The organism is Neobacillus sp. DY30 (genome assembly GCF_030123065.1).
Lineage (GTDB): Bacteria > Bacillota > Bacilli > Bacillales > Cytobacillaceae > Neobacillus.
Genome location: NZ_CP126093.1, coordinates 1 through 7,500, shown reverse-complemented (window position 1 = coordinate 7,500; position 7,500 = coordinate 1). Strand labels below are relative to the sequence as shown.

Below are 7,500 nucleotides of genomic sequence, written 5' to 3'. Positions count from 1 at the left end.
AGTGTATTGATCCCAAAGCTGGTTTGAAGTGATGTTTGTTTGTATAAGTTATTTAAAAGGACATTCGCATTTGCGTCTTTACGAACCTCAATAACAATTCGCATTCCATTACGGTCAGATTCATCCCGTAAATCGGTAATGCCTTCTATTTTTTTATCACGATGTAATTCCGCAATTCTTTCAACCAATTTTGCTTTGTTTACTTGGTATGGTAATTCACTAACAATGATAACTTCTTTACCATTTGATTTTTGTTCAATTTCTACTTTTCCCCGTACGGTAATTGATCCTCTACCTGTTTCATATGCCTTACGAATACCGCTTCGGCCAATTATGATGCCTCCGGTTGGAAAATCCGGACCAGGAATGATTTCCATTAACTCTTGAATGGTGATTTCTGGATCACGAGTAACGGCTAATACACCATCAATAACTTCACCCAGTTGGTGTGGTGCGATATTAGTAGCCATCCCAACAGCAATACCCATAGAGCCATTGACTAATAGGTTAGGGAATCTCGCTGGCAGGACAGAAGGCTCTCTTTCCTCACCATCATAGTTATCCTGGAAATCAATCGTATCCTTGTTAATATCTCTAAGTAATTCCATAGAAATCTTGGACATTCTAGACTCTGTATAACGCATTGCTGCTGCTGAATCGCCGTCTACTGATCCAAAGTTTCCATGACCGTCAACAAGCATATAACGATAGTTAAAATCCTGCGCCATCCGTACCATCGTTTCATATACGGCAGAGTCTCCATGCGGGTGATATTTACCAATTACATCCCCAACGATACGAGCTGATTTTTTATAAGGCTTATCCGCATGGATTCCAAGGTCATGCATGGCATATAAAATACGACGATGAACTGGTTTTAAACCATCTCGAACATCTGGAAGGGCACGAGAAACAATAACACTCATTGCATAGTCAAGAAATGATGTTTTCATTTCTTGACTGATATTAATATCTTTCACTTGAGAATTTGGTGTTTCGGCCATTATAGTACCTCCTATTTTGGTGACAACCTGCCTTTAATCATCATCGATTGAGAACTAGATAAACGAAAAAAGGAGGATAGTGGTCACCCCTCTATCCCTTTATATATCTAAGTTCTTTACGTATTGGGCGTTTGCTTCAATGAAGTTACGACGCGGCTCTACCTTGTCACCCATTAACATTTCAAATGTCTCATCTGCCTCAATAGCATCTTCTAGACTTACTTGAAGCATAGTCCGATTAGAAGGATCCATTGTCGTTTCCCATAATTGTTCAGGATTCATTTCTCCTAAACCTTTGTAACGCTGAATATTAGGCTTCGGCTGGCTTGGAAGCTCGGCGAATATTTTTTCTAGCTCTTTGTCATCATAAGCATACCGAACCTTTTTTCCCTGCTGCACTTTATATAATGGCGGCTGTGCTATATATACATAGCCCGCTTCTAAAATTTTCCGGATATAACGGTAAAAGAAAGTTAACAATAGCGTTCGGATATGAGCTCCATCAACGTCTGCATCCGTCATGATAACTATTTTATGATATCTTGCTTTAGCGATATCGAAATCTTCCCCAATACCTGTTCCTATTGCAGTAATCATGGACCGAACTTCATTATTTGAGAGAATCCGATCTAAACGTGCTTTCTCAACGTTTAGAATTTTCCCTCTTAATGGCAGAATTGCTTGAAAATGTCGGTCACGGCCTTGTTTTGCAGAACCACCTGCAGAGTCACCCTCTACAATGTACAGTTCGCTGATAGAAGGATCCTTTGAAGAACAGTCTGCCAACTTCCCAGGTAAACTAGAAACCTCTAAGGCACTCTTTCTGCGCGTTAATTCTCTAGCTTTCTTTGCCGCAAGTCTTGCTCTCGCAGCCATTAATCCTTTTTCAACGATTCTTTTAGCTACTTGTGGATTTTCAAGTAAAAACTTTTCAAAGTGACTTGAAAACAAAGAGTCAGTTATCGTTCTTACTTCAGAGTTTCCGAGCTTTGTTTTCGTTTGCCCTTCAAATTGCGGATCTGGGTGTTTAATCGATACGATCGCAGTTAAGCCTTCACGAACATCTTCACCAGATAGATTCGTATCATTTTCTTTAATCAAACCGCTCTTTCTAGCATAATCGTTTATAACGCGGGTTAATCCTGTTTTAAATCCTGATTCATGTGTTCCGCCTTCATAGGTGTGAATATTATTGGCGAAGGAGTAAATGCTGTCCGTATATCCTTCGTTGTATTGAAGTGCAACTTCTACGCTAATTCCGTCGCGTTCTCCCTCGATGTAAATTGGTTCATCATGAATAACCTCTTTTGTGCGGTTTAAATGCTCTACGTATGATTTAATTCCGCCTTCGTAGTAGTATTCATTCTGTTTATTTTCCACACGGTTATCCTTAATCGTAATTTTTATTCCTCGATTTAGGAAGGCGAGTTCACGCAGACGGGTTGCCAGAATATCATACTCGTATACCAATGTTTCTGTAAAAATCTCACCGTCTGGCTTAAAGTGAGTGATTGTCCCAGTTTTATCAGTTGTACCAATAATTTCTAATTCTTGGACTACTGCTCCGCGTTCAAATTTAATAGAGTAAATATTACCGTCACGGTGAACCAAGACATCCAAATGGGTAGAAAGGGCATTAACAACGGATGCACCTACACCATGCAATCCGCCGGAAACCTTATATCCGCCGCCGCCAAATTTACCTCCGGCATGAAGAACCGTCATAATGACCTCAACTGCAGGTCTGCCCATTTTTTCTTGAATTCCGACTGGAATACCACGTCCATTATCTTGAACAGTTATACTATTATCTTCTTCAATGGTCACATTGATTTCGTCACAGTAACCTGCTAAAGCCTCATCAATACTGTTATCTACAATCTCCCAAACAAGATGATGAAGACCTTTTCCACTGGTTGAACCAATGTACATACCTGGTCTTTTTCTAACAGCCTCAAGACCTTCTAAGACTTGTATTTGATCCGCACCATATTCTTGTTCCTGGACTAATTTTTGTTCCATTGTCATATCGTTCACCCCGCACTTTCATTCAAAAAATACTCTTCTAAACTAAATGAGTAATAATACTATAACAATTCCTGCATTTCTTTTTGATTTGAACGTTTTTTTAATGTTCCAGAAGAAATTGGGGATAAATAAACCTTGTCATTTGTGATGACAACAGATTTAAAGGGGTTTTTCGAAAGGTTAACAAGCTTTTCCTTATGCTGTTCTAAGAACTCTTCCACTAAATTTGAAGAATTCACGCACCCTTTATCAAGAATGGCGATGATATCCTTCGCCCTGATATTTAGATCTTCCCCGACATGAATATACACACTTACCACCTCAATTAACTTTATTGATAACACCAGACTCTACTTCAAAAGTTGAAGCTTCTTTTAATGTTTGATGGTGGATTCCATCCACACTTGTTGTTGTAACAAATGTTTGGACCTTCCCCTGAATGGTATTAAGCAAGTGTGACTGACGATAATCATCTAATTCAGATAAAACATCGTCAAGGAGTAAGATGGGATATTCGCGAATTTCTGAATGAATTAATTCAATTTCGGCAAGCTTAACAGAAAGTGCCGTTGTTCTCTGTTGCCCTTGTGATCCAAATGTCGAAACATCCCGATTATTTACAAAAAACAACAAATCATCACGATGTGGTCCGAATAATGTTGTTCCACGTTCTATTTCCCTTGTTCTAACTTTACTAAATTTTTCCTCAAAGCTTGCTTTCATTTTCGACAAATCTTCGTCTTCTAATACATCTACCGATGGTTTATAGACAATTTCCAATGATTCCAGCCCTCTGGAGATACCTTTATGAATAGGTTTAGCCCAATTCTCAAGCAAATGGAGAAACTCAAACCTTTTCGAAACAATTTTCACAGCCATATCAATAAATTGCTCAGTGAGAATTTCTAGCATAGTTTGGTCGGTTTGTTTTTTTATTTGCATCATTTTTAAAAAATGATTTCGCTGTTGAAGTATTTTTTGATATTGACTCATATCATGTAAATAAATGGGCGAAACCTGCCCAATTTCCATATCAATAAACCGCCTTCGAATCTGCGGGCTGCCTTTTACTAGATTTAAATCTTCAGGAGCAAACATGACCACATTCATGTTCCCGACATATTGGCTTAATTTCTGCTGCTCCATATGGTTGCATTTGGCCTTTTTTCCTTTTTTGGAAATAATTAATTGTAATGGCAGAGAGCTATGCTGTTTTTGAACCCTACCCTCTATTTTAGCATACTCCTGGTCCCAGCGAATAAGATCTTTATCATTTGATGTCCGATGAGACTTGGCCATTGCTAAAACATAAATAGATTCCATCACATTTGTTTTTCCTTGAGCATTTTCCCCAAGAATCACATTGACTTTATTTTCAAATTCAACCGTTAGGCTATGATAATTTCGATAATCACTTAGTGCTAATTGTTCAATATACATGAAAACGACACAACCTTTAGTTACTCGTAATCAAAAACTCACCAAAGCCAGGAATATTGATTTTATCTCCTGCTCGAAGCTTTCTTCCTCTTCGTTGATCTTGTTCACCATTAATAAAAATATCGTTTTCACTTAAAAACCACTTTGCCATTCCACCAGATTGGATGACGTCAGCTACTTTAAGAAATTGACCCAACGTAATAAACTCTGTATTTATCTTTATTTCTTCAGGCAATGTTTATCACTCTTTTCTAAATGGTCTCAATACTTTATTTTACTAAAAAACAAAAAATAAAGAAAGTCACCAAAAAACATGGTGACTATTTGCAAGATTATCCTAGTAAGTTCTTACAGGTAAAATCAGCTGCAATGTGGTTTCATCGTGCAGCGGTTTGATAACGAACGGACGCATCGCACCAGTAAAGCTTACCCTTATTTCTGTGCCTTCAAGAGCTTTTAAGGCATCCATCATATATTTAGCACTGAATGAAATTTTTAATTCTTCTCCATCAATGGTTTGACTTTGAATTTCTTCGACTACTTTACCTACTTCAGGTGTGTTAGAGGAAATCTCTATTACACCACCATCAATGGTTGAAAGTTTTACAACATTGTTTCTGCCTTCACGTGCAAGCAGGGAAGCACGATCGATTGCTTGGAGAAATTCTTTTGTATTCACAACAATATCGGTTTTACTTTCACTAGGAATCAATCTAGAAGTATCAGGATAATTTCCTTCTAACAACCTGGAGAAAAATAATAAATGTTTTGCTTTAAACAATATTTGGTTTTCTGTAATAACAATATCAATTAACTCATTTGAGTCATCAATAATTTTACTTAGTTCATTCAGGCTCTTACCTGGGATGACAACATTGTAGCTTTCGTTATTTTCAATTTCGATTTTTGCTTTTCGTAAAGCTAGGCGATGACTATCTGTTGCAATACAGTTTAGTTCACCATTTTCAATCTTCCAGTTTACACCTGTCAAGATGGGACGTGTTTCTGAGGTGGATACAGCAAAAAAGGTTTGGCGAATCATCATTTTTAGCAGATCGGTTGCAATTTGAAATTTATTATTTTCTTCTATTTGCGGAAGGTGAGGATATTCTTCTGCATCAAGACCATTTAAATTAAATTCAGACTTCCCAGAGCGAATCACAGTTTGTAGAGAGCCTAGCACTTCAATTTCAACAGAGTCAGTCGGTAATTTTTTTACAATTTCACTGAAAAATTTTGCTTGAAGGACGATAGAACCGGCTTGCTTGATTTCTACAATTTCATTTCCGTCTTCCTCGTTTGGAATAAAGGATTCAATTGAAATATCTGAATCACTTCCCGTTAAGGTTACTCCCTCGCTGCTAGCTGTTATTTTGATCCCAGTTAAAATAGGGATTGTCGTTCTTGAAGTGACTGCCTTCATAACATCTTGGACACTTTGAACAAGGCGGTCCCGTTGGATGATAAATTTCATTTCATAATCCTCCCGGAAATTTTTTTTCTAAGCAGGCATATTTGGAATTTCTTAAACATATAATAATAAGTTTTTTAAATAAAAAAACAGTAGAAGTACTAGTAGGGCTTGTTAGTATGTGGATAACTTATTTTTCGCAACGGAAACACAGTCTATCCACATGTGGACAGACTGTGCATAAATAAGTCCAAGTTATTCACAGTTCCTTTAAACTCTCAACAATTCGTTTAGTTCTTTCATTTGCTTTTGCAGCTGCAAATCTGATTGTAATAGTTTTGAAATCTTTTCATGAGCATGGATTACAGTCGTGTGATCACGTCCTCCAAACTCTTCTCCTATTTTAGGCAATGAATAATCCGTTAACTCCCGTGATAAATACATCGCGATTTGTCTAGGGAATGCAACTGATTTTGTCCGCTTTTTCGCTTTAAAATCTTCCAATTTCACACTAAAGTGCTCACCAACCGTCCTCTGGATGTCGAGGATTGTAATTACTTTTGGCTTTGAGCTCGGGATGATATCTTTTAAAGCTTCCGAAGCTAAATCCGCGTTAATATCCTTATTGATTAAGGAAGAATAGGCCACTACGCGGATTAATGCTCCCTCAAGTTCTCTTATATTGGTATCAATTTGGTTAGCAATATATAGCATAACTTCATTTGGTATATCTAATCCTTCCGCCTTGGCCTTTTTCCGAAGAATCGCGATTCTTGTTTCCAGATCTGGAGGGGTAATATCCGTAATTAGTCCCCACTCAAACCGTGAACGAAGCCGGTCTTCAAGAGTTGGAATTTCCCTAGGCGGACGGTCACTTGAAATGACGATTTGTTTGCTTTCCTCATGTAGAGTGTTAAAAGTATGAAAAAATTCCTCTTGCGTTGATTCTTTTCCAGCTAAGAATTGAATATCATCAATTAGTAACACATCAACGTTTCGATACTTATTGCGGAATTCGACAGCTTTATTGTCACGAATTGAATTAATAAATTCGTTCGTGAATTTTTCTGAAGACAAATAAACTACCTTCGCATTTGGTTTATGTTCTAAAACATAATGTCCGATTGCGTGCATTAAGTGTGTTTTCCCTAACCCAACGCCCCCATAAATAAATAAGGGATTGTATGCTTTTGCAGGTGCTTCAGCAACAGCCAGGGAGGCTGCATGAGCAAATCGGTTACCTGATCCAATAACAAACGTATCAAAAAGATACTTTGGGTTTAAAATATTTTGCGGAAAATCATGTTGGTCATCTTCTTTTTTGGCCTTTTTTGCTGGCAATAGTAAGTCAGGGTCTTCCTCTTTTTGATTTTGCGGAATAATGAACTTAACAGATAGCTCTTCTCCAGTAATTTCGTACAAAATGCCAGCAATTAACTGGGAGTAGCGCTCCTCGAGCCAATCACGTGCAAATTCATTTGGAGCAGTGATCACAAGTAGATTGCCTTGAAGGGAATGGGCCTTTGTGGACTTTAGCCAGGTGTCAAAACTAGGCTTGCTAATCTTCTTCTCGATATTGGCAAGAGCAGCATTCCAAAGATCCGCAATATTCTCCAA

At 37.8% G+C, this 7,500-nt stretch carries 7 protein-coding genes (1 of these 7 only partly in view); all 7 read right to left on the bottom strand.

The genetic code is table 11. The annotated features are described in order from the left end of the window. Positions 1 to 1,004 carry the start of a DNA gyrase subunit A gene (gene gyrA / locus QNH29_RS00035; protein ID WP_283862927.1) on the bottom strand. Its footprint begins 1,567 nt before the window's first position, so the window shows 1,004 of its 2,571 coding nt (coding positions 1–1,004); the start codon lies at positions 1,002 to 1,004; its stop codon lies off the left edge, out of view. A gap of 99 nt (positions 1,005 to 1,103) precedes the next feature. Next, the gene (gene gyrB, locus QNH29_RS00030; RefSeq protein ID WP_283865787.1) at positions 1,104 to 3,026 is read right to left on the bottom strand and encodes a DNA topoisomerase (ATP-hydrolyzing) subunit B; all 1,923 of its coding nucleotides are present in this window, start codon (positions 3,024 to 3,026) and stop codon (positions 1,104 to 1,106) included. 65 nt (positions 3,027 to 3,091) lie between these two features. Next, positions 3,092 to 3,343 carry an extracellular matrix regulator RemB gene (gene remB / locus QNH29_RS00025; protein ID WP_283862926.1) on the bottom strand — a complete coding sequence of 84 codons (252 nt, stop codon included), beginning with the start codon at positions 3,341 to 3,343 and terminating at the stop codon, positions 3,092 to 3,094. Positions 3,344 to 3,353: 10 nt separating this feature from the next. Further along, positions 3,354 to 4,472: a DNA replication/repair protein RecF gene (recF, locus tag QNH29_RS00020; RefSeq protein ID WP_283862925.1), complete on the bottom strand. Its 1,119-nt coding sequence runs from the start codon at positions 4,470 to 4,472 to the stop codon at positions 3,354 to 3,356. A gap of 16 nt (positions 4,473 to 4,488) precedes the next feature. Further along, positions 4,489 to 4,707, bottom strand: a complete 219-nt coding sequence (gene yaaA, locus QNH29_RS00015; protein ID WP_283862924.1) for a S4 domain-containing protein YaaA — start codon at positions 4,705 to 4,707, stop codon at positions 4,489 to 4,491. Between the two features lie 102 nt (positions 4,708 to 4,809). After that, positions 4,810 to 5,946, bottom strand: a complete 1,137-nt coding sequence (dnaN, locus tag QNH29_RS00010; RefSeq protein WP_283862923.1) for a DNA polymerase III subunit beta — start codon at positions 5,944 to 5,946, stop codon at positions 4,810 to 4,812. A gap of 207 nt (positions 5,947 to 6,153) precedes the next feature. After that, positions 6,154 to 7,500 (bottom strand): chromosomal replication initiator protein DnaA, encoded by a 1,347-nt coding sequence (dnaA, locus tag QNH29_RS00005; RefSeq protein ID WP_283862922.1) that lies wholly within the window; start codon positions 7,498 to 7,500, stop codon positions 6,154 to 6,156.